The following is a 19,316-nucleotide window of genomic DNA, read 5'->3' as shown; positions in this document are numbered from 1 at the left end:
ACCACGTAGTACCATGTAGTACATGGAGACTAACGCCCGCGATTTCAACCAGAGGTCCTCACAGATCCTCGCTGCGGCAGCACGCGGCGAGACCATCACCGTGACCAAGAACGGCACCCCCGTCGCGCGCGTCGTGCCGATCACCGACGACGACATTCCTCCCTACCCAACCGACCCGATGGGCGCCATACAGCTCCCCGACCTGGGCCTGCCCGATCTCACCGATGAGGAGATCGAGGACGCGCTGAAGGGCATGGGCTCGTGAGCCTGGTCGCCATCGCCGACACCAACGCCCTCTACCGCCTCCTCGACCCGAGGGTCACCGGTCATGAGGCGCATGCGAAGGCACTGGGAGCGATCAGTCACCTGATCATCTCCCCTCTCGTCCTGGCCGAGCTTGATTACCTCATCACCACGAAGGCGGGCGCCGACAAGGCCCTGACGGCAGCGCGGTTCATCGAACGTAATACAGCCACTCGGCGATTCGAGATCCCTTCCGTCGGCGCGCACCTGAGCGCGGCGATCGCCGTCGCGGAGGGATACGTGGACGCCGACGGCGGCAAAGGCATCGGACTGGCGGACGCGATGAACGTCGCGCTGGCCGCCGCCTACCGTACCGAGTTCATCTTCACCTCCGACCGCCACTTCCGTATGGTCCGGCCTCTGACCGGGCACAAGGCATTCCGGCTGCTGCCCGACGACCTCTGACGAAGGCCCCCGCCCCCTCACTTCCGGTACAACGCCTCGATCTCCCCCGCGAAGTCCCGCGCGATCGCGTCCCGCTTCAGCTTCAGCGACGGCGTCAGATGGCCCTTCTCCTCCGTGAAGTCCACCGGCAGGACCGTGAACTTACGGATCGACTCCGCGCGGGAGACCAGGCGGTTGGCCTCGTCGACCGCCTTCTGGAGCGACGTGCGCAGGTCCTCGTCGTGGATCAGGTCCCGCATCGGGATGTCCTGCTTCTTGGTCATCCGGCGCCAGTGCTGGAGGCCGTCCGGCTCCAGGGTGAGCAGGGCGGTGATGAACGAGCGGTTGTCGCCGACGACCATGCACTGGCTGACCAGGGGGTGGGCGCGCAGCCAGTCCTCCAGCGGGGCCGGGGTGACGTTCTTGCCGCCCGACGTGATGATGATGTCCTTCTTGCGGCCCGTGATCGTCAGGTAGCCGTCCTCGTCCAGCGCGCCCAGGTCGCCCGTGGGGAACCAGTCGTCCGGCAGGAGCGCCGGGGTCACCGCCGCCCGTTCGCCGTCCCAGTAGCCCCGGAAGACCTGGCCGCCCCGCAGCAGCACCTCGCCGTCCTCCGCGATGCGTACCGACGTCCCGGGCAGGGGCCAACCGACCGTGCCCAGGCGGGGTTTGAGGGGTGGGGTCACCGTGTGGGCGGCCGTGGTCTCGGTGAGTCCGTAGCCCTCGAAGATGCCGATGCCCGCGCCCTCGTAGAACGCGGCGAGCCGGCGGCCGAGCGGGGAGCCGCCGCAGATCACGTACCGGACCCTGCCGCCGAGCGCCGCCCGGATACGGCGGTAGACCAGCGGGTCGTACAGGGCGCGGGCGGCGCGCAGGCCGAGGCCCGGGCCGGGTCCTGTGCCGTGTTCGGCGGCCTCGACCGCCTTGCCGTAGCGCTGGGCTATGCGGGCCGCCCGGTCGAACGAGGAGGCCCGGCCCATCTTCTCGGCCGTCGCCCGGCCCGTGTTGTAGACCTTCTCCAGGACGTACGGGATGGCGAGGAGGAAGGTGGGGCGGAAGCCCGCCAGGTCGGCGAGGAGGTCCTCCGTCCGGATGGACGGGGCGTGGCCCAGGCGCACCCTCGCCCGCATGCAGCCGATCGCCACCATGCGGCCGAAGACGTGCGAGAGGGGCAGGAAGAGGAGGGTGGAGGCCGGGTCCTTCGAGACCGACTTGAAGACCGGGTGGAGGAGTTCGATCGCGTTGTCGACCTCGGCGAAGAAGTTACCGTGGGTCAGGACGCAGCCCTTCGGGCGGCCCGTGGTGCCCGAGGTGTAGATCAGGGTGGCGGGGGTGTCCGGTTCCAGGGCGGCCCGGCGGGCCGTGACCACCGCGTCCGGGATGTCCTTGCCGAGGGACTTGAGCCGGCCGATCGCCCCCGTGTCGAACTGCCACAGATGCGCCAGGTCGCCGAGTTGCTTGCGCTCCTGGCTGATCAGGCGCCCCTGTTCCTTCGTCTCCACCGCGCACGCCACCGCACCCGAGTTCTGGAGGATCCAGCGGGCCTGGAACGCGGAGGAGGTCGGGTAGATGGGGACCGTCACCAGGCCGGCCGCCCACGACGCGAAGTCCAGCAGCGTCCACTCGTACGTCGTCCGGGCCATGATCGCGACCCGGTCCCCCGCCCGCAGCCCCTCCGCCACCAGGCCCTTGGCCACCGCCAGCACCTCGGCGGCGAACTCGGCGGCGCTCACGTCCCGCCACGCGCCCTCGGCGTCCTTCCGGCTGAGCACCGGGTCCGACGGGGCCTGGCGGGCGTTGTCGAACGGGATCTCGGCCAGCGAGCCGCGCTCCACGGCCGGGGCGAACTTCGGTACGGAGACCTCCTGGACCCTGCCGTCGGGGCCGCGCTTCTTCGTCGGCTCGACCAGAACGGGTGTGGCTGCGGGGGCGGTGGCGGCGGCAGCGGAAGATGGCGTTGACACGTGCGGCTCCTCGGTTCGGGGGTCGGGCGGGTCGGTTCGCCGGGTCGTCCGTCCGGCAGGGGGTGGGGCAAGAGGCGGGCGGGTCAGGGGCGTTCGAGGATGGCCGTCACCCCCTGGCCGCCCGCCGCGCAGATCGAGATCAGGCCCCGGACCGGCGCGTCCCGTTCCGCGAGGAGCTTGGCCAGGGTGGCGACGATCCGGGCGCCCGTCGCGGCAAAGGGGTGGCCGGTGGCCAGGGAGGAACCGGCCACGTTCAGCCGGGTCCGGTCCACCGGGGCCAGGCCCTGCTTCTCCCAGGCGGCGAGGGTGGCCAGCACCTGGGAGGCGAAGGCCTCGTGGATCTCGTACAGGTCGAAGTCCTCGATGCCGAGACCGGCCCGCTCCAGCAGGCGCGGCACCGCGTACGCCGGGGCCATGAGGAGGCCGTCGTCGCCGTCGACGTAGTCCACGGCCGCCGTCTCGTAGAGGGAGAGGTAGGCGAGGGGCTCCAGACCCCGCTCCCGCGCCCACTCCTCGCTCGCCAGCAGGACCGTCGCCGCGCCGTCCGTCAGCGGCGTCGAATTGCCCGCTGTCATGGTGGGGTTGGGCTCGGATGTCCCGAACACCGGCTTCAGTCGCGCCAGTTTCTCGACCGTCGATTCCGGGCGGAGGTTCTGGTCACGCTCCAGGCCTCGGTACGGGACTACCAGGTCGTCCAGGAAGCCCCGTTCGTACGCGGCCGCCAGGCGCTGGTGGCTGGTGGCGGCCAGCAGGTCCTGGTCCTGGCGGCTCACCGCCCAGCGGCGCGCGGTGACGGCGGCGTGCTCGCCCATCGACAGGCCGGTGCGGGGTTCGGCGTTGCGCGGGATGTCCGGGACGAGGTGGCGGGGGCGGACGGCGGCGAGCGCCCCGAGGCGGGCGGTCGTCGTCTTCGCGCGGCGGGCGGCGAGCAGGATGCGGCGCAGTTCGTCGTTGACGCCGAGCGGGGCGTCGCTGGTGGTGTCGGAGCCGCCCGCGATCGCCGAGTCGGCGGACCCGAGCGCGATGGTGTTCGCGGCGGCGATCACCGCCTGGAGGCCCGTGCCACACGCCTGTTGGATGTCGTACGCCGGGGTGCGCGGGTCGAGCGCGGAGCCGAGGACCGTCTCCCTCGCCAGGTTGAAGTCGCGGCTGTGCTTGAGGACCGCGCCCGCGACGAACGCCCCGACCCGGTCCCCGGCCAGGCCGTGGCGCTCCACGAGGCCGTCGAGCGCGGCCGTCAGCAGGTCCTGGTTGGAGGCGGTCGCGTACGGGCCGTCGGAACGGGCGAAGGGGGTGCGGCTGCCGCCGATGACCGCGACGCGGCGCGGCTGGGGCAGGGCGAGGGGAATCGACGGGCGCGGGCTCGTCACCGTGACCATCTCGTCTCGGTCGGTCCGGGATGGTGCATCTCGACCAGCTCCTGACTCTTAAGTAACCTTACTCAGGAGTAAATCTACGACCGAGCAGGGAGTCAGGACAATGGCCGATCGCTATCTGCACCTCACCGGCACAGCACCCGGCCGCTTCCTCACCCGGCGGCTCGGCCTGCCGCAGCCCGCACCGCTGCGCCGCTGGACCCTGGAGACGCCGCGCCTGGACGGGCCGCTGCTGCACCTGACCGCCGGAACCTCGGCGATGGGGGGCGGCCTGGCGAAGGTGCTGGCCACGACCGGCCTCACCGTCGAGACACGGGCGGCGCGGCCCGCCGGGATCGTCCTGGACGCCACGGGGGTCACCTCCGCCCGGGGACTCGCCGAGGTGCACGCCGCCCTCCATCCCGTCGTACGGTCGCCGGCTCCCGGTGGCCGGATCGTCGTCCTCGGCACGCCGCCGACCGTAGAGGACCACCACCAGGCCGCTGCCCAGCAGGCGTTGGAGGGTTTCGTCCGGTCGCTGGGCAAGGAGGTCGGGCGGGGCGCCACGGTCCAGCTCGTGCGGCTCCCGGCCGACGCGGCTCCGGAAGCCGCCGAGTCCACCCTCCGCTTCCTCCTCTCCCCCCGCTCCGCGTACGTCAGCGGCCAGGTGATCGAGCTGACCGCCGCCGCCCCCGGCCCCCGGTCCGACCGGTCGGCCCCGCTCGCCGGCCGTACCGCCCTGGTCACCGGCGCGGCACGGGGCATCGGCGCGTCCGTCGCCTCGGTGCTCGCCCGCGACGGGGCACACGTGATCGTGCTCGACGTCCCCGGGGCCCAGGACGACCTGGTGCGCACCGCCGACCGGCTCGGGGCCACCGCGCTGCCGCTGGACATCACCGCCCCCGACGCCGCGGCCCGCATCGCCGCCGCCGCACCGGACGGGCTCGACGTCCTCGTCCACAACGCGGGCATCACCCGCGACCGCCGCCTGGCCAACATGCCGGCCGAACGCTGGGCCCAGGTCATCGAGGTCAACCTCGACAGCGTGCTCCGCACCACCGACGAACTCCTGGCCTCGGGCTCCCTGAACCGGGGCGGCCGGATCGTCGCCACCGCCTCCATCGCGGGCATCGCGGGCAACGGCGGCCAGACCAACTACGCGGCCAGCAAGGCGGGCATCATCGGCCTCGTCCGCTCACTCGGCCCGCGCGCCGCCGCCGAGCACGGCGTCACCGTCAACGCGGTCGCCCCCGGCTTCATCGAGACGAGGATGACCGCCGCCGTGCCCTTCCTCATCCGGGAGGCGGGCCGCCGCATGAACTCCCTCTCCCAGGGCGGGCTTCCGGCCGACGTCGCCGAGGCCGTCGCCTGGTTCGCCCAGCCCGACTCCGGCGCCGTCAACGGCCAGGTGGTGCGCGTCTGCGGCCAGAGCCTGCTGGGGGCGTGAGCCCGATGACCTCCCTCACCGCCTCACTCGCGCGCGGGGCCCTCACCTCCCCGTTCAAGCGCGCCGGACGGCCGGACGCCACGCTGCCCCCCGGCCGCCTCACCCGCCCGGCCGCGCCCGTCACGCCCGGCCCCCTCGCCGCGTACCGGGGGACCTGCGGGTTCCCGGAGTCCGGGCCGCTGCCGCTCACGTACCCGCATGTCCTGGCCTTCCCGCTGACCATGCGGCTGATGACCGGGCGCGCCTTCCCGCTGCCGGTGCTCGGGCTCGTCCACACCTGGATCGAGATCACCCCGCACCGGCCCGTGGCGCCCACCGAAGCGCTCGAACTAGCGGTGTACGCAGAGGAGTTGCTGCCGCACCGGCGGGGCACCGAGGTCACGGTGGCGACCGAGGCGCGAGTGGGCGGGGAGCTGGTCTGGGAGTCGCGCAGCGGCTATCTGTCCCGCCACCGGCAGACGCCGCCGGGCAACGCTCCGGAGGGCAACGCTCCGGCGGGCAACGCTCCGGCGGGCCGAACGATACCGGGCGGGGCGCAGCGCCGGGCGACAGCCGTGCAAGGCCCCGTCACCGCCGCCCCACCGGCCGCCGACGCCCTGCCCGCCCGCGCCGAATGGCGACTGCCCGGCGATCTGGGGCGGCGGTACGGAGCCGTCTCCGGAGACCGCAACCCGATCCATCTGCACCCGCTGACCGCCCGGCTGTTCGGCTTCCCCCGGGCCATCGCGCACGGCATGTGGACGGTCGCCCGCTGCCTGGCCGAGGCCGGGGACGCTTCCGAACTCCGCTTCGTTCGAGCCGAGTTCAGAGCCCCCGTCCTACTGCCCGCCACCGTGACGTACGCGGCCGACGCCACCGGGAACGCCTTCGAACTGCGCGGCCCCGACGGGCGCGCGCACCTCGTGGGGTCGGTGAGCCGGGAGGCTTCCTAAGCGGCCGGGGGCTGCCACGGCCGGGCGTGCATCAGGTTCCCCAGGCCCGCCCAGGCGAAGTTCATGAGGGTCGCCGCGGCCTCCTTCGCCGAGACGTCCGGGGTGTCGTTGGCCCAGCCCGCCAGCGACTCCGCGGCGCCCACCAGCGCCTGCGCGAGCCCCGCCACGTCCCGGTCCGCGAGTGCGGGGTCGCTGTGCGCCTCGCGGGCGGCGGCCCCGATCAGGCCCGTCACGAACGCGACGATCTCGTCCCGCATGCCCCCGAGCTCGCTGACGAACGGCTCCCCGTGCGAACGCGCCTGGCGGTGCAGGACCGACCAGCCGTCCGGATTCTCGGCGGTGTGGAGGAAGAACGCCCGCAGCCCCGCCCACAGTTGGCCGTCGGCGGGCAGCCCCGGCTCCACCCCGGCGCGCACCGCCTCCAGCAGGGCGTTCGCCTCGCGACGGATGCAGGCGGAGAACAGCTCTTCCTTGGAATTCAGGTACAGGTAGACCAACGGCTTGGACACGCCCGCCAGCTCCGCGATCTCGTCCATCGAGGCGGCCCGGTAGCCGCGCTGCCCGAAGGTCCGCACCGCGGCGTCCATCATCTGCTGCTCGCGCACGGCGCGCGGCATCCGTTTGCTCTTCACTGCACCCACGTCCGGATCCTCCCCGCCCCCACTGCCCTGCTCCCGCCCCAGGGTACGGCGGCGCGCGGCCCCGCGGCGTGGCGAGCGGTCACCGGCGGCGGGGACGGCCCGGTGCGACCGGCGGAGGAGAGGGGTCATCCCGTGGTCCGACAGGGGGTCCACCCGGCGTCCGATGTGCCCGTCCGGTCACCTCCCTAGCGTTGCGGTCATGACGATCTCCCTTCGCAACGCACCGGCCGGGGTCGCCGCGACCGCCGCGGCGCTCGCCCTGACCGCCCTGGCCGCCCTGGCCCCGGCCGCCCCCGCCTCGGCGTCCGGCCCGACGCCGGCCACCGCCTTACCCCCCGCCTCCGCCGGCCCCGGCGACCGGGCCGAGCCGTCCCCGCCGACGCTTCCCCCGCCCACCGGCCGGTACGCCACCGGCCGCGACACCCTGTTCCTGACCGACCACGCCCGCCCGGACCCGTGGGTGCCGGCCGCCGGGCCGCGCCGATTGCTGGTGTCGCTGAACTACCCGGCCCGCCCCGGCACCGGCGGCGACCCGGCCCCGTACATGACGGACGAAGAGGCGCGGCTGATGCTCGTGCAGCGCGGCCTCGAGGACGTCGTACCGGCCGAGCGGGTCAGCGCCACCGGCACCCATGCACGTACGGCGGCCCGCCCGGCCCCGGGACGCTTCCCGCTGGTCCTGCTCTCCCCCGGCTTCGGCACGCCCCGGGCCACGCTGACCGGGCTCGCGGAGGAGCTGGCGAGCCGGGGCTACGTCGTGGCGACCGCGGACCATCCGTACGAATCGACCGGTACGCAACTGCCCGACGGGCGGGTCCTCACGTGTGCGGCCTGCGGCACGGTGGACGCGCAACCCGACCAGGCCGCGCGGCAAAAGGTCCTGGCCGCCGTATCCACCGGGCGGGCCGCCGACTTCTCGTTCCTGCTGGACCGGCTGACCGGCCCGGACCCGGCGTGGCGGCACGCCCGGACGATCGACCCGCACCGGGTGGGCATGGCGGGCCACTCCATCGGGGGCAACGCGGCCTCCTCCACGATGGCCGCCGACCGCCGGGTGGACGCGGGGGTCAACCTGGACGGCACGTTCTTCGACCCGGCCCCCGTCCGGGGACTGGGCGGGCGGCCGTTCCTGATGCTGGGCACCGACCCCGGGCACGGCCCCGGCGCCGACGAGTCCTGGGACGACGCCTGGGCCCGGTTGGACGGCTTCAAGCGGTGGCTGACGGTGCGGGACTCCGGGCACTTCACCTTCACGGACATCCCCGGGATCGGTGAGCAGCTCGGCATCGAGGACCCGGACGCGCCGCTCTCCGCCGCCCGCTCGACCACGATCACCCGGAGCTATGTGACGGCCTTCCTCGACCGGAGCCTGCGCGGCCGGCCGTCCCGGCTGCTGCACGGCCCGACCCCGGACAACCCCGAGGTGCTCTTCCAGCGCCCCTGACCGTACGCGGAACATGACAGCGCCCTCGGACCACGTTCCTTACGTGGTCCGAGGGCGCTGTCAGGACTGCCGGGGCCGAGAGGCGCTAGGCGGTGACGGGCACCGCGCTCTTGGGCTCCGCGTCGCGGACCTCGTCCTGGTCGCTGTCACCGAAGGCGTCGAGCGGGGAGGGCGAGGCCGAGTTGTAGGCGTCGTGGTCGAGGATCTTCTCCCGGGCCGAGACGATCACCGGGACCAGCGCCTGGCCGGCCACGTTGGTGGCGGTGCGCATCATGTCCAGGATCGGGTCGATGGCCATCAGCAGGCCGACGCCCTCCAGCGGGAGGCCCAGCGTGGACAGGGTGAGGGTCAGCATGACCGTCGCGCCGGTGAGACCGGCGGTGGCGGCCGAGCCGATCACCGAGACGAAGGCGATCAGGAGGTAGTCGCCGATGCCCAGCTGCACGTCGAAGATCTGCGCGATGAAGATCGCGGCGAGCGCCGGGTAGATCGCGGCGCAGCCGTCCATCTTCGTGGTCGCGCCGAACGGGACGGCGAAGGAGGCGTACTCCTTCGGAACGCCGAGGCGCTCGGTGACCCGCTGGGTGACCGGCATGGTGCCGACCGAGGAGCGGGAGACGAAGGCGAGCTGGATCGCGGGCCAGGCGCCCTTGTAGAACTGGAGCGGGCTGACCTTGGCGACCGTGGCCAGGAGCAGCGGGTAGACGCCGAACATCACCAGGGCGCAGCCGATGTAGACGTCGGCGGTGAACGTCGCGTACTTGCCGATGAGGTCCCAGCCGTAGTCGGCGATGGCGTAGCCGATGAGGCCGACGGTGCCGATCGGGGCGAGGCGGATGACCCACCACAGGGCCTTCTGGAGCAGCTCCAGGATCGACTGGCTGAGGGTGAGGATCGGCTTGGCCTTGTCACCCAGCTTGAGGGCGGCGATACCGGCGACGGCGGCCATGAACACGATCTGGAGCACGTTCAGCTCGGTGAACGGCGTGATCACGTTGTCCGGGACGATGCCGGTCAGGAAGTCGATCCAGCTGCCCTTGGTCTCGGAGAGCGCGCCGTCCTTCGGCGTGAGGCCGGTGCCGGAGCCCGGGTTGGTGATCAGGCCGATCGCGAGGCCGATGGCGACCGCGATCAGCGAGGTGATCATGAACCAGAGCAGGGTGCGGGTCGCGAGCCGGGCGGCGTTGTTGACCTGGCGCAGGTTGGTGATCGACACGAGGATCGCGAAGAAGACCAGCGGGGCGACGGCCAGCTTCAGCAGCTGGACGAAGAGCGAGCCGATTTCGTCGAGGGTGGTGACGAGCCAGCCGAGGTCCTGGCTGCGGGCCAGCCAGCCGAGCAGCACGCCGAGGACGAGACCGGCGACGATCTGGGCCCAGAACGGCACCCTGGGTATACGGAAGCCGGGGCCGGAGCCGGTGGGCTGCTCGGCCTCGGGGGCGGCGGACGCGGGGTTCGCGGACACGGACACACTCCAACGGGGGACGCATCGGGACACACGGAGGCAACCGTGCGGTCGTGCGGTGGAACGGGGACGGGGTCGCGGCGCCCGCGTCGGGGGCGGCGCCGCTGCATGATGCCGTATCAGACCTCGCGGCAACAGACCGCGGACATACAGCGGCAGAGGTCGACATGCAGGCGCGCCACGAGCGGGATGCTCGCGGCATGACGGAGGCGCACAGCTGTCTTCACGTCGAATACGTTAACACTTGAACTTTGGGAACCTCAAAGCCTTTCTTTGGCTTCCGGGTGGAGGTCCGCCGGGCGGGAATGGCTGGAAAGCGGCGCAGAACGGCGGAGAACGCCGCGGACCCCGGTGCTGGAGCCTGTTGGCTCCCGCCCGGGGTCCGGCGGAGAAGGGGTGCGCGCGGCGCGCGTGTGTGAGGAAGCTTACGTGGCGGCTACAGGTGCTACTGGACCGCGTCCTCGCGGGTGCGGTTGGCGTCGAGGCGCGCCTTGGTGCGGTCGACGGTGGAGACGATCTGCTCGGACATCTCGTCGCGCTGCTTGCGCAGCAGCACGTAGCTGAGCGGGGCGGAGAGGAGGAGACCGAGGAGGATCACCCAGACCGCGTTGGAGCCCCCGAGCCCTGCGGGCACCAGCCCGAAGTGGACGGCGACACCGGCGGCGAGGAAGCAGCCGACGAAGATCAGCAGGCGCAACGCCGTATAACGGATCAACGCGCTCGGCTTGGCAGCGGACACGGCTGGCCCTCTCTCTTCCCATGGACTCTCGACACGCTTCTGCCCGTCCAGTGAAGCATGGCCCGAATTCTCTCGGTTCAGGGGGTTGCCGGGCCGCCGCGAGCCCTCGGTCAAGCGGCCTTCGGGCCCAGCGGCAGCAGCATGACGATGTCGTCCCGGTCGTCGCCGGGGGCGACCCGGATCGCGTCCGGCACCCGTCCGACCTCCTTGTATCCGCAGGCGGCGTAGAAGCGGTCGGCGCCGGTGCCGCCCCGGCAGGTGAGGCGGATCGCCTCGATGCCCTCGATGGAGCGGGCGGCGTCGGCGGTGGCGGCCATGAGGTCGCGGCCGTACCCCTTGCCCTGGAGGCGGGGGTGGACCATGACCGTGTAGAGCCACAGCCAGTGCCGCAGCAGCCGGTGGTCATTGAGGGCGAGGAAGGCGGTGGCGGCGACGGTGCCGTCCTCGTCGCGGCCGACGAGGAGCCGGGTGCGGCCCTGCTCGATGGCGACCAGGTGCTTGAGCAGATCGGGCCGCACCTCCTCGGCCGTGACGGGTGCGACGAAACCCACCGCCCCGCCCGCGTTGGTGACATCGGCCCAGAGGGCGGTGATGCCGCCGCGCAGGGCAGGGGTGAATGAGGGATCCAACTCGAAAGTAAGCGCCATAGGGGCAGGGTAACCATTACGGATCGCGCGGCTCAACCTTGTCCGAAACGCGAGAAAGCCCCGGCCGGGGACGGCGGCCGGGGCTCTCGTTCGGTGCGGGGTCGAACCGGGCGGGTGTCAGACGCGCATCGGCTGCGGCGACTCGCGCCGGTCCGCCTCGGGACCGGGGTACTCGCGCAGGATCTCGTACCGGGTGTTCCGCTCGACCGGCCGGAAGCCGGCGTCGCGGATCAGGTCCAGCAGGTCCTCGCGGCCGAGCTTGTTCGGGGTTCCGAAGTCGTCGGCGTCGTGCGTGATCTTGTACTCGACGACCGAGCCGTCCATGTCGTCCGCACCGTGCTGCAGCGCGAGCTGGGCGGTCTGCACACCGTGCATCACCCAGAACACCTTGACGTGCGGCACGTTGTCGAAGAGCAGCCGGGAGACCGCGAAGGTCTTCAGCGCCTCGGCGCCGGTCGCCATCGTGGTACGGGCCTGGAGCTTGTTGCGGACCTTGCCGTCCTTCATGTCCACGAAGTCGTGCTGGTAGCGCAGCGGGATGAAGACCTGGAAGCCGCCGGTCTCGTCCTGCATCTCCCGCAGCCGCAGCACGTGGTCGACGCGGTGACGGGGCTCCTCGATGTGCCCGTACAGCATCGTCGCGGGGGTCTTGAGCCCCTTCTCGTGCGCGAGGCGGTGGATGCGCGACCAGTCCTCCCAGTGGGTGCGGTGGTCGACGATGTGCTGACGGACCTCCCAGTCGAAGATCTCCGCGCCGCCGCCGGTCAGCGATTCGAGACCGGCCTCGATCAGCTCGTCGAGGATCTCGGAGGCCGAGAGGCCGGAGATCGTCTCGAAGTGGTGGATCTCCGTCGCCGTGAACGCCTTCAGCGCGACGTCCGGGAGGGCTTCCTTCAGCGCGCTGAGCGAGCGCGGGTAGTAGCGCCACGGCAGCGTCGGGTGGAGTCCGTTGACGATGTGCAGCTCGGTGAGGCTCTCGCCCTCCATCGCCTTGGCGAGGCGGACGGCCTCCTCGATGCGCATCGTGTACGCGTCCTTCTCGCCCGGCTTGCGCTGGAACGAGCAGTACGCGCACGAGGCGGTGCACACGTTGGTCATGTTGAGGTGCCGGTTGACGTTGAAGTGCACCACGTCGCCGTTCTTGCGCGTGCGCACCTCGTGCGCCAGCCCGCCGAGCCACGCCAGGTCGTCGGAGGCGTAGAGGGCGATCCCGTCCTCGCGGGTCAGCCGCTCGCCGGCCCGGACCTTCTCCTCCAGCTCGCGCTTGAGTCCCGCGTCCACTAGGGCGCCTCCCATATCTCCGTGTATCAGACTCCGACCAACCGTACTCCCCCACCCTTCGGGCGGGAGGTGCCCCCTCTACGGCGCTCCGCGCCTACGCCTCTTCGGGGAGTTCTCCGACCCGGTTCTCCCACTTGGTGGAGAGCACGATCGTCGTACGCGTCCGGGAGACGCCCTTCGTACCGCTGAGGCGGCGGATCGTCTTCTCCAGCCCGTCCACGTCGCCGACCCGGACCTTCAGCATGTACGAGTCGTCGCCCGCGATGAACCAGCAGTCCTCGATCTCCGCGAGGTCCTTCAGCCGGCGCGCCACGTCCTCGTGGTCGGCCGCGTCCGAGAGCGAGATCCCGATCAGCGCGGTCACGCCGAGTCCCAGTGACGCGGAGTCGACGGTGGCGCGGTAGCCGGTGATGACACCAGCGGTTTCCAGCCGGTTGATGCGGTCGGTGACGCTGGGCCCGGAGAGCCCCACGAGCCGTCCCAGCTCGGCGTACGAGGCCCTGCCGTTCTCCCTGAGGGCCTGGATGAGCTGCCTGTCCACCGCGTCCATATGACTGAAACCTTCCATTGTTCAGCAGTACCGCGAGTTTACGTGTAGAATCTAAGGCACGTAGGGCTGATGTCCTACAAATCTTCTAGAACATCCAAGAAACGCTTTCGAATCTTCAGGAGTGAACTTCACCGTGTACACGATCGAGATGGCCTACGCCCGGATGCGCGAGCTGCAGGACCTGGCCAACCGCTCGCGTGCCCATCAGCCCGCCGCCGCGCACCGCGTCGACAAGACCCGCACCCCGCGCGCGCACAAGAAGCGCTGACCAGGACCCGACTGACCAGGGTCTATCGGTACTGACCTGGGCCTATCGGTCCTGAGGGTCTCGGGAACCGCCACCGAGCTCTCCTTCCCAACGGCGGTAGAGCCGGTGCGGCACGCCTCCCGCGTCCAGCACCCGCCCTGCGACGAAATCCACCAGATCCTGGATATGCGTCGCACCCGCGTAGAACGCCGGAGAGGCGGGCAGCACGATCGCGCCCGCCTCGTCCAGGGCCACCATCTGCTTCAGCGTCTGACCGCTCAGCGGAGTCTCGCGCACCGCCACGACGAGCGGGCGGCGCTCCTTGAGCGTCACGCTCGCGGCCCGCTGGAGCAGATCCTTCGACAGACCGAGCGCCACTCCGGCCACACAGGCCGTCGAGGCCGGCACGATGAGCATCCCCTTCGCCGGGTACGACCCGGAGGACGGCCCGGCCGCCAGATCACCGGCGGGCCAATGACGTACGCTCTCCAGCTCCGCGCCCCCGACCGCGAACGCGTCCGGCTTCCCGTCGGCCCCCCGCTCCAGCCAGGTCCGCAGATCCTCCCGCCAGTGACCGTCCCGGAACGCGATACCGGTCTCGTCCAGCAGCGTGAGCCGCGAGGCCCGGCTCACCACCAGGTCCACGCTCTCGCCGGCCGCCAGCAGCCCGCGCAGAACGGCGGCCGCGAACGGGGTACCCGAAGCACCCGACACCCCGACAATCCAAGGCCGCCGCTGCTGATGAGTCACTGAAGTCCTGGATTCCACAACCGCGAGCCTATCCGGCACGCCCTCGCGCCCGGCACCCGGAACCGGGCGGGCGCCGCAGACGTTCACCGGGTGACGGGCAACCCGGAGCAGGGGCAGACCATGGGCGACTACTGGACCACCGACCGCACCACGGGCAACGGCGCCACCGGCGGTGCGCGGGCCCTGACCGCCGGGCTCCTGATGGCGGGCTGGGTGGCCCTGCTCTGGATCCTCGAAGGAATCGACACCGCCACGGGCAACGCCCTGGACACCTACGGCATCACCCCCCGCGAGGCGGCGGAGCTGCGGGACGTCGTGCCCGCCGCGTTCCTCCACAGCGGCTGGGAGCACCTGGCATCCAACAGCGTCCCGCTGCTGGTCCTCGGCTTCATCGCCGCCCTCGCCGGGCTGCGCCGGTTCGCCGCCGTCATCGTGACGATCATCCTGGTCAGCGGCGTCGGCGTCTGGCTGACCGCCCCGGCGAACACGATCACGCTCGGCGCGTCCGGCGTGGTCTTCGGGCTGCTCGGCTATCTGCTGGTCCGCGGCTTCGTGGACCGCCGCCCCTGGGACGTCCTCATAGGCGTCGGCGTCGCCGTGGTCTACGGCTCGCTGCTGTGGGGCGTCCTGCCGACCGACTCGGGCGTCAGCTGGCAGGGTCACCTGTTCGGGCTGGCCGGCGGGGTGGCGGCGGCCTTCCTCTTCCGCCGCCCGCGCCGCGCACCGGACAACCTGGTCACGGTCTGAGGGGCCTGGCGACGGGCCCTACGGGGTGAGGCCGCGCACCAGCAGGTCGAGCAGCGCGCAGGCGAACAGCGCGATGCCGATGAAGCCGTTCACCGAGAAGAACGCCCGGTTCAGCCGGGACAGGTCGTGCGGCCGCACCACCCGGTGCTCGTAGACGAACGCCACCGCGACGATCGCCATGCCGATCCAGTAGAAGACCTCGGCGTCCGTGGCCAGACCGAACCAGACCAGCAGCCCGGTCGTGACCGCGTGGCACACCCGCGCGCCCCACAGCGCCGCCGGGATCCCGAACCGCGCCGGGAAGGACAGCACCCCGTGGGCCCGGTCCGCCTGAACATCCTGGCAGGCGAAGATCAGGTCGAAACCGCCGATCCATATCCCCACGGCCAGCCCGAGGATCACCGCGTCCCACGACCAGCTGCCGGTCACCGCGAGCCAGGCGCCGACCGGTCCGATGGCCTGGGCGAGGCCCAGGATGGCGTGCGGGAAGTTCGTGAACCGCTTGCCGTACGGATAGACCACCATCGGCACGACGGCCAGCGGCGCGAGCGCCAGGCACAGCGGATTGAGCAGGGCCGCCGCGCCCAGGAAGACGACCAGCGCGACCAGCGCACCGGTCCACGCGGACTTCACCGACACCGCGCCGGTCACCAGCTCACGGCCGGCGGTGCGCGGGTTCCGGGCGTCGATCTCCCGGTCGATGATCCGGTTGGCGGCCATCGCGAACGTCCGCAGCCCCACCATCGCCAGCGTGACGAGCAGCAGCGTGCCCCAGTGGATGGAGCCGTCCAGCAGGAACATCGCGGTCAGCGCGGCGATGTACGCGAACGGCAGCGCGAAGACCGAGTGCTCGATCATCACGAGCCGCAGGAACGCCTTCACCTTGCTGTCCGAAGGCGCGGGCCCGGGAACGGACGCCGCTTCCGCCGTACTGCTCACAGCCCGTATTCCTTCCAGCGACGGTCGACCTTCGCCGCCGTCTCCGGGTCGGAGACGACCATCTCCGGCCAGCCGCCGTCCCGGGTGTAGCCCTCGGTGGGCAGCTTCCTGGTGGCGTCGATGCCCGCCTTGCCGCCCCAGAACTGCTGGTACGAGGCGTGGTCCAGGTGGTCGACCGGCCCCTCGGTGACCGTGAGGTCGCGGGCGTAGTCGGTGTTGCCGAGCGCCCGCCAGGCGACCTCGTGCAGATCGTGGACGTCGCAGTCGGAGTCGACCACCACGATCAGCTTGGTCAGCGACATCATGTGCGCGCCCCAGATCGCGCTCATCACCTTCTGGGCGTGCTTCGGGTACTTCTTGTCGATCGAGACGATCGCGCAGTTGTGGAAGCCGCCCGCCTCGGGGAGGTGGTAGTCCACGATGTCCGGCACGATGATCTTCAGCAGCGGCAGGAAGAAACGTTCCGTGGCCCGGCCCAGCGGTCCGTCCTCGGTCGGCGGGCGGCCCACCACGATGGACTGGAGCAGCGGCCGCTTGCGCATGGTGACGCAGTCGATGGTCAGTGCGGGGAACGGTTCCTGCGGGGTGTAGAAGCCGGTGTGGTCCCCGAACGGGCCCTCGGGGAGCATCTCGCCCGGCTCCAGCCAGCCCTCGATGACGACCTCCGCCTGCGCGGGGACCTGGAGCGGCACGGTCTTGCAGTCGACCATCTCGATCCGCTTGCCCTGGACGAACCCGGCGAAGAGGTACTCGTCGATGTCCCCGGGCAGCGGTGCGGTGGAGGCGTACGTCACGGCGGGCGGGCAGCCGAAGGCGATGGCGACGGGCAGCCGCTCTCCGCGCCTCGCTGCGACCTGGTAGTGGTTGGCGCTGTCCTTGTGGATCTGCCAGTGCATCCCGATGGTGCGCTTGTCGTGCCGCTGGAGCCGGTAGAGGCCCAGGTTCCGGACGCCGTTCTCGGGGTGCTTGGTGTGGGTGAGGCCGAGGTTGAAGAAGGAGCCGCCGTCCTCGGGCCAGGTGAAGAGCGCGGGCAGCTGGTCCAGGTCGACGTCGTCGCCGGTCAGCACCACTTCCTGCACCGGCGCGTCGCCGGACTTCACCTTCTTCGGCGGCACGTGCACCATCGAGCCGAGCTTCCCGAAGGCCTCCCGCACCCCGACGAAGCCCTGCGGCAGCTCCGGCCTGAGGAGTCCGCCGATCTTGTCGCTGATGTCGCTGTACGACTTCAGTCCGAGGGCCTTCAGGAGGCGCCGGTCAGTACCGAAGACGTTCATGGCCAGGGGCATCGAGGAGCCCTTGACGTTCTCGAACAGCAGGGCGGGCCCGCCCGCCTTGTTGACCCGGTCGACGATCTCGCCGACCTCCAGGTGGGGGTCGACCTCGGCCTTGACGCGCTTGAGATCACCATCGCGCTCAAGAGCCCGGAGCAGGGAGCGAAGATCGTCGTAAGCCATGCGGTCCAGTTTGTCATCCCCGCCCCCGGGGCCCCGCCGGGGCTCCCCCCGCGCCGCGCGCCGAAACTCCGCCGACCGTCCGCGCACGCGCCGGCATGAAGGAACCGGGTCCGCCTCCGGGCCCCGGTTCCTTCATGCCGAGCCGGTACCCTGGCCGCGACACCGGGCTTCATCCCGCCCGCCGCCGCTTCCTGGGGGACGCACCATGAGAGCCCTGATGTTCATCGTCCCGCTGGCTCTGACGATCTACGCGTTCATCGACTGCCTGAACACCACGGAGGAGGACACCAAGCATCTGCCGAAGATCGCCTGGGTCTTCATCATCCTGCTGTTCTGGGTCGTCGGCCCGGTCGTGTGGCTCGTCGCCGGCAAGAAGCGCCACACCAGGACCGGGGGCACGGGACCCGCTTCCTGGCAGCGGCGCGGGCGGCAGCAGTGGGTGGCCCCGGACGACAACCCGGACTTCCTCAAGTCGCTCAAGGACGACAAGGACGCCGAGGAGGAGCGGGGCCGCCGCGACGGCGGTACGGGCCCCGACGACAAGACCCCGCCCACGTCCTGACCGGGTATTCCGGCCCGCCGGGGTGATCTTTCCGACCGGCGCGGTGGGCACGTCGTGGGGGCGTCGTCGGCCATCCTCGGAGGGGTAGCAGCAGCGCGGGCCCGCCCCGCGCCGCCCACCCCTGAGGAGCCCCCCACATGTCCGAAACTCCCGCCGAACTCGTCGCCCGCCTCCGGGCCTCCTTCCGCACCGGTCGCACCAAGGACCTCGCCTGGCGCACGGACCAACTGGAGCGGCTGCGCACCCTCCTCACCGAGCACGGTGACGATCTCGCGGACGCGCTGCACGCCGATCTCGGCAAGGGCCGCAAGGAGGCGTACCGCACCGAGATCGACTTCACGGTGCGGGAGATCGACCACACGCTGGAGCACCTGGCCGACTGGCTGCGCCCCGAGCCCGCCCCCGTACCGCCGCACCTCGCCCCCACCGGCGCCGAGGCACGTACCGTGCTGGAGCCGCTCGGCGTCGTCCTGGTCATCGCGCCGTGGAACTACCCGGTGCAGCTACTGCTCGCCCCGGTCGTCGGCGCGCTCGCGGCCGGGAACTGCGTGGTGGCCAAACCCAGCGAGCTGGCGCCCGCGACCTCCGCCGCCGTGGCCCGGCTGCTGCCGCGCTACCTGGACCGCGAGGCGGTCGCGGTCGTCGAGGGCGCGGTCGAGGAGACGACGGCCCTGCTGGAGCAGCGGTTCGACCACATCTTCTACACCGGCAACGGGACGGTCGGCCGGATCGTGATGGCCGCCGCGGCGAAGCATCTGACGCCCGTCACCCTGGAGCTGGGCGGCAAGTCCCCGGCCTTCGTCGACCGGGGCACGGACCTGGCGGCGGTGGCCGACCGGCTGGTCTCGGGGAAGTTCCTCAACGCCGGGCAGACCTGTGTGGCCCCCGACTACGTCCTGACCGACCCGGAGACCGCGCCGGCCCTCGCGGACGCGCTGGCGGGCGCGGTGGAGAAGCGGTTCGGCGCGGACCCGGCGGACCACCCCGAGTACGGGAGGATCGTGAACGAGCGCCACTTCGACCGGCTGACCGGGCTGCTGGACTCCGGCCGGACGGTGGCGGGAGGCGTCCACGACCGGGCGACGAAGTACATCGCGCCGACCGTGCTGGCCGACGTCGCCCCGGACGCGCCGGTGATGGGCGAGGAGATCTTCGGGCCGATCCTGCCGCTGGTCACGGTGGACGGCCTGGACGAGGCGATCGGCTTCATCAACGACCGGGACAAGCCGCTGGCGCTGTACGCGTTCACCGAATCCGACACCGTACGGGAGCGGCTGCTGGCCGAGACGTCCTCGGGAGCGGTCGGCATCGGCCTGCCGCTGGCCCATCTCACCGTCTCGGACCTGCCGTTCGGCGGGGTCGGCGAGAGCGGCATGGGCAGCTACCACGGGCCGTACTCCCTGGAGACGTTCAGCCACCGCAAGGCGGTCCTGGACACCCCGCTGGGCTGACCCGGCACAGGCGG

General features: G+C 71.5%; 20 protein-coding genes. 9 read left to right on the top strand and 11 right to left on the bottom strand.

The window, feature by feature from the left end:
- Positions 1-22: 22 nt before the first annotated feature.
- Together N7925_RS20745 and N7925_RS20740 are read left to right on the top strand one after the other, a co-directional pair.
- On the top strand, positions 23-265 hold the full coding sequence (locus N7925_RS20745; protein WP_265601014.1) for a type II toxin-antitoxin system Phd/YefM family antitoxin: 243 nt from the start codon (positions 23-25) through the stop codon (positions 263-265).
- Positions 262-708: a PIN domain-containing protein gene (locus N7925_RS20740; RefSeq protein ID WP_265601013.1), complete on the top strand. Its 447-nt coding sequence runs from the start codon at positions 262-264 to the stop codon at positions 706-708. The genes N7925_RS20745 and N7925_RS20740 overlap by 4 nt, the downstream gene beginning before the upstream one ends.
- A gap of 17 nt (positions 709-725) precedes the next feature.
- Here N7925_RS20740 and N7925_RS20735 read toward each other — a convergent pair whose 3' ends face one another.
- Positions 726-2,651 (bottom strand): AMP-dependent synthetase/ligase, encoded by a 1,926-nt coding sequence (locus N7925_RS20735; protein ID WP_274344752.1) that lies wholly within the window; start codon positions 2,649-2,651, stop codon positions 726-728.
- 83 nt (positions 2,652-2,734) lie between these two features.
- Entirely contained in the window at positions 2,735-4,030 is a 1,296-nt protein-coding gene (locus N7925_RS20730) for an acetyl-CoA C-acetyltransferase (protein ID WP_274344751.1), read from the bottom strand.
- A gap of 100 nt (positions 4,031-4,130) precedes the next feature.
- On the opposite strand from N7925_RS20730, the gene N7925_RS20725 reads away from it, so the two are divergent.
- Complete coding sequence (locus tag N7925_RS20725; RefSeq protein ID WP_274344750.1) at positions 4,131-5,453, top strand: 3-oxoacyl-ACP reductase; 1,323 nt, start codon at positions 4,131-4,133, stop codon at positions 5,451-5,453.
- A gap of 5 nt (positions 5,454-5,458) precedes the next feature.
- Positions 5,459-6,385, top strand: coding sequence for a MaoC family dehydratase (locus N7925_RS20720; RefSeq protein ID WP_274346510.1), 927 nt, complete (start codon positions 5,459-5,461; stop codon positions 6,383-6,385).
- On the opposite strand, the gene N7925_RS20715 is transcribed toward N7925_RS20720, so the two are convergent.
- On the bottom strand, positions 6,382-7,026 hold the full coding sequence (locus N7925_RS20715; protein ID WP_265601009.1) for a TetR/AcrR family transcriptional regulator: 645 nt from the start codon (positions 7,024-7,026) through the stop codon (positions 6,382-6,384). The genes N7925_RS20720 and N7925_RS20715 overlap by 4 nt on opposite strands.
- A gap of 199 nt (positions 7,027-7,225) precedes the next feature.
- On the opposite strand from N7925_RS20715, the gene N7925_RS20710 reads away from it, so the two are divergent.
- A complete protein-coding gene (locus tag N7925_RS20710; RefSeq protein ID WP_274344749.1) occupies positions 7,226-8,470 on the top strand; it encodes an alpha/beta hydrolase family protein in 1,245 nt (414 codons plus the stop codon).
- Between the two features lie 85 nt (positions 8,471-8,555).
- Here the strand turns inward: N7925_RS20710 and N7925_RS20705 are convergent, their stop codons facing one another.
- The 5 genes from N7925_RS20705 to N7925_RS20685 form a co-directional block, all read right to left on the bottom strand.
- The gene (locus N7925_RS20705) at positions 8,556-9,935 is read right to left on the bottom strand and encodes a dicarboxylate/amino acid:cation symporter (protein ID WP_265601007.1); all 1,380 of its coding nucleotides are present in this window, start codon (positions 9,933-9,935) and stop codon (positions 8,556-8,558) included.
- 445 nt (positions 9,936-10,380) lie between these two features.
- Positions 10,381-10,674, bottom strand: coding sequence for a DUF4229 domain-containing protein (locus N7925_RS20700; RefSeq protein ID WP_265601006.1), 294 nt, complete (start codon positions 10,672-10,674; stop codon positions 10,381-10,383).
- Between the two features lie 110 nt (positions 10,675-10,784).
- A complete protein-coding gene (locus N7925_RS20695) occupies positions 10,785-11,321 on the bottom strand; it encodes a GNAT family N-acetyltransferase (RefSeq protein ID WP_274344748.1) in 537 nt (178 codons plus the stop codon).
- Positions 11,322-11,438: 117 nt separating this feature from the next.
- Positions 11,439-12,602, bottom strand: a complete 1,164-nt coding sequence (gene mqnE, locus N7925_RS20690; protein WP_265603948.1) for an aminofutalosine synthase MqnE — start codon at positions 12,600-12,602, stop codon at positions 11,439-11,441.
- Positions 12,603-12,696: 94 nt separating this feature from the next.
- Positions 12,697-13,152, bottom strand: coding sequence for an Lrp/AsnC family transcriptional regulator (locus tag N7925_RS20685; RefSeq protein WP_018961621.1), 456 nt, complete (start codon positions 13,150-13,152; stop codon positions 12,697-12,699).
- Between the two features lie 121 nt (positions 13,153-13,273).
- Between N7925_RS20685 and N7925_RS20680 the strand changes: the two genes are divergently transcribed.
- Positions 13,274-13,420 (top strand): hypothetical protein, encoded by a 147-nt coding sequence (locus N7925_RS20680; RefSeq protein WP_007460445.1) that lies wholly within the window; start codon positions 13,274-13,276, stop codon positions 13,418-13,420.
- A gap of 42 nt (positions 13,421-13,462) precedes the next feature.
- Here N7925_RS20680 and N7925_RS20675 read toward each other — a convergent pair whose 3' ends face one another.
- Complete coding sequence (locus N7925_RS20675; RefSeq protein ID WP_265601004.1) at positions 13,463-14,149, bottom strand: UbiX family flavin prenyltransferase; 687 nt, start codon at positions 14,147-14,149, stop codon at positions 13,463-13,465.
- A gap of 120 nt (positions 14,150-14,269) precedes the next feature.
- Between N7925_RS20675 and N7925_RS20670 the strand changes: the two genes are divergently transcribed.
- Positions 14,270-14,896 carry a rhomboid family intramembrane serine protease gene (locus N7925_RS20670; RefSeq protein WP_265603947.1) on the top strand — a complete coding sequence of 209 codons (627 nt, stop codon included), beginning with the start codon at positions 14,270-14,272 and terminating at the stop codon, positions 14,894-14,896.
- A gap of 18 nt (positions 14,897-14,914) precedes the next feature.
- Here the strand turns inward: N7925_RS20670 and mqnP are convergent, their stop codons facing one another.
- Positions 14,915-15,835, bottom strand: coding sequence for a menaquinone biosynthesis prenyltransferase MqnP (gene mqnP, locus N7925_RS20665; protein ID WP_265601003.1), 921 nt, complete (start codon positions 15,833-15,835; stop codon positions 14,915-14,917).
- On the bottom strand, positions 15,832-17,289 hold the full coding sequence (locus N7925_RS20660) for a menaquinone biosynthesis decarboxylase (protein WP_265601002.1): 1,458 nt from the start codon (positions 17,287-17,289) through the stop codon (positions 15,832-15,834). The genes mqnP and N7925_RS20660 overlap by 4 nt, the downstream gene beginning before the upstream one ends.
- A gap of 217 nt (positions 17,290-17,506) precedes the next feature.
- Here N7925_RS20660 and N7925_RS20655 point away from each other — a divergent pair, with 217 nt between their 5' ends.
- Together N7925_RS20655 and N7925_RS20650 are read left to right on the top strand one after the other, a co-directional pair.
- Positions 17,507-17,851, top strand: coding sequence for a PLD nuclease N-terminal domain-containing protein (locus N7925_RS20655; RefSeq protein WP_274346509.1), 345 nt, complete (start codon positions 17,507-17,509; stop codon positions 17,849-17,851).
- A gap of 137 nt (positions 17,852-17,988) precedes the next feature.
- Positions 17,989-19,302: an aldehyde dehydrogenase family protein gene (locus N7925_RS20650; protein ID WP_274344746.1), complete on the top strand. Its 1,314-nt coding sequence runs from the start codon at positions 17,989-17,991 to the stop codon at positions 19,300-19,302.
- Positions 19,303-19,316 lie beyond the last annotated feature (14 nt).

Source organism: Streptomyces sp. CA-278952, from assembly GCF_028747205.1.
Classification (GTDB): domain Bacteria; phylum Actinomycetota; class Actinomycetes; order Streptomycetales; family Streptomycetaceae; genus Streptomyces.
The sequence above is the reverse complement of the archived record's forward strand: the minus strand, read 5'-3'. Positions and strand labels throughout refer to the sequence as shown.

Excerpts from the sequence above, each read along its gene's own strand:
- N7925_RS20650 (WP_274344746.1), top strand. The coding sequence starts at position 17,989 with ATGTCCGAAACTCCCGCCGAACTCGTCGCCCGCCTCCGGGCCTCCTTC.
- N7925_RS20670 (WP_265603947.1), top strand. The coding sequence starts at position 14,270 with ATGGGCGACTACTGGACCACCGACCGCACCACGGGCAACGGCGCCACC.
- N7925_RS20685 (WP_018961621.1), bottom strand. The coding sequence starts at position 13,152 with ATGGACGCGGTGGACAGGCAGCTCATCCAGGCCCTCAGGGAGAACGGC.
- N7925_RS20660 (WP_265601002.1), bottom strand. The coding sequence starts at position 17,289 with ATGGCTTACGACGATCTTCGCTCCCTGCTCCGGGCTCTTGAGCGCGAT.
- N7925_RS20655 (WP_274346509.1), top strand. The coding sequence starts at position 17,507 with ATGTTCATCGTCCCGCTGGCTCTGACGATCTACGCGTTCATCGACTGC.
- N7925_RS20745 (WP_265601014.1), top strand. The coding sequence starts at position 23 with ATGGAGACTAACGCCCGCGATTTCAACCAGAGGTCCTCACAGATCCTC.
- N7925_RS20725 (WP_274344750.1), top strand. The coding sequence starts at position 4,131 with ATGGCCGATCGCTATCTGCACCTCACCGGCACAGCACCCGGCCGCTTC.
- N7925_RS20695 (WP_274344748.1), bottom strand. The coding sequence starts at position 11,321 with ATGGCGCTTACTTTCGAGTTGGATCCCTCATTCACCCCTGCCCTGCGC.
- N7925_RS20730 (WP_274344751.1), bottom strand. The coding sequence starts at position 4,030 with ATGGTCACGGTGACGAGCCCGCGCCCGTCGATTCCCCTCGCCCTGCCC.
- N7925_RS20720 (WP_274346510.1), top strand. The coding sequence starts at position 5,459 with ATGACCTCCCTCACCGCCTCACTCGCGCGCGGGGCCCTCACCTCCCCG.
- N7925_RS20710 (WP_274344749.1), top strand. The coding sequence starts at position 7,226 with ATGACGATCTCCCTTCGCAACGCACCGGCCGGGGTCGCCGCGACCGCC.